We start from the raw sequence: 1,675 nt of genomic DNA, 5'->3' as shown, positions 1-1,675 counted from the left end.
GAAAGTTGTCCACCGAAGTTATCCACAGGCTGTTGATAACATTTACCGTCCGTAGCATCCCCAGCGCCACCGCCCTCGCTTGCGGCTTCATCACCCTCGCGCGCCGCGGCCGAAAACCGCCCCTCCGCGCCCCCGCGCGCCCCGCTGATCCTGCGCCGTTCCCCATTTGCAGTCGGCCGAATCGCGCTCCCATCACCCCTCGGTAAGCTGACGGCATGACAGGACAAGTACGCACCGTCGACGGCCGCGTGGCCGGTCGACGCGGTCAGGCGACGCGGCAGAAGCTGCTCGACTGCCTCAGCGAGATGCTCAGCTCCTCGCCGTACCGGGACGTCAAAGTCATCGACGTCGCCCGGAAGGCCGGGACTTCACCCGCGACTTTCTACCAGTACTTCCCCGACGTTGAGGGCGCCGTCCTCGAAATCGCCGAGGAAGTCGCCAAGGAGGGTGCCGGACTCACCGAACTGGTCGCCGGACGCTCCTGGGTCGGCAAGGCCGGCTGGACCACCTCCGAGCAACTCGTCGAAGGATTCCTCGACTTCTGGCGGCACAACGACGCCATCCTCCGGGTGATCGACCTCGGCGCGGCCGAGGGGGACAAACGGTTCTACAAGATCCGGATGAAGATCCTGAACTCGGTCACCAACTCCCTCACGGATTCGGTGAAGGAGCTCCAGAGCAAGGGCAAGGTCGACAAGGACGTCAGCCCGGCGGCGATGGCCGGCTCCCTGGTGGCGATGCTGGCGGCGGTCGCCTCACACCAGAAGGGCTTCACCACCTGGGGTGTGAAGCAGGCCGAACTGCGCCCTAACCTGGCGCTGTTGGTCCACCTCGGCATCACCGGCAAGAAGCCGACGAAGTAGCCCCCCCCCGCCACGTCCTGTCTCACCGACGGCGGACCACCCACGCACCCCCGCGGGTGGTCCGCCGTCGGCGTCCCCGGACGCTCCCGGCCACCACCCCGGGCCGCCGCTCCTCCTGCTACCGCCTCTCCAGCCGGAACAGCCGGATCTGCCGCCCCACCCGTCGCTCGTACGCCGCGTACGGCGGCCAGAACGCGAGCGCGGCCTCCCACACCCGGGCCCGCTCCTCCCCCTCCAGCAGGGTCGCGCGTACGGGGATGTCCCGGCCGCGCCAGTTGACGACGGCCTCGCCGCCGCGGGCCAGCAGGTTCGCGGTCCAGGCCGGGTGACCCGTACGGCCGAAGTTGCTGCCGACCACGATCCAGGCGCCCTCCACCTCCCCCTCGGGCATGCAGGCCAGCGGGGCGGTCCTCGGCCGGCCCGTGCGCGCCCCCGGCACCGTGAGGACGAGCCCCGGCAGCATCCGGGCTGAGCAGCACCCTGCCCCGGGTGAGCCGGTGCACGGCCCGGTCCAGCAGGGGAACCACATGCGGGGCGATCAGCGCGAAGGCCCGGGTCGCGGAGACCTGCTGGACCAGCCGCGCACCCCGGGCGCGGGTCACCGGACGCCCGCCCCGCGCGGGACCCCCGAGGCGGCGGTGGCGGGCCCGAACAGCCCGGCCCGCCCGGCCGCGTGGTCGCGCAGCCGGTGGACCGGGCCGAAGAGCAGTTCGCCGCCCGCTTGAGGTAGCGGTGCGCCTCGTGCTCCCAGGTGAAGCCGATGCCGCCGTGCGACTCGACGGCCTCACCGGTGGTGGTCCTGCACCGATACC

Annotated in this window: 1 protein-coding gene and 2 pseudogenes; 1 reads left to right on the top strand and 2 read right to left on the bottom strand. The window is 71.3% G+C overall.

The features are described from left to right. Positions 1–215 precede the first annotated feature (215 nt). The gene (locus ACZ7HQ_RS45310; protein WP_006126763.1) at positions 216–863 is read left to right on the top strand and encodes a TetR family transcriptional regulator; all 648 of its coding nucleotides are present in this window, start codon (positions 216–218) and stop codon (positions 861–863) included. 118 nt (positions 864–981) lie between these two features. Here the strand turns inward: ACZ7HQ_RS45310 and ACZ7HQ_RS45305 are convergent. Both ACZ7HQ_RS45305 and ACZ7HQ_RS45300 read right to left on the bottom strand, forming a co-directional pair. After that, a pseudogene (locus ACZ7HQ_RS45305) lies at positions 982–1,465 on the bottom strand (nitroreductase family deazaflavin-dependent oxidoreductase). Continuing rightward, a pseudogene (locus ACZ7HQ_RS45300) lies at positions 1,462–1,675 on the bottom strand (acyl-CoA dehydrogenase family protein); the annotation flags it as partial. The pseudogenes ACZ7HQ_RS45300 and ACZ7HQ_RS45305, both read right to left, overlap by 4 nt.

This window comes from Streptomyces sp. NPDC037290, assembly GCF_055603245.1.
This window is presented reverse-complemented; position numbering and strand designations above follow the sequence as displayed.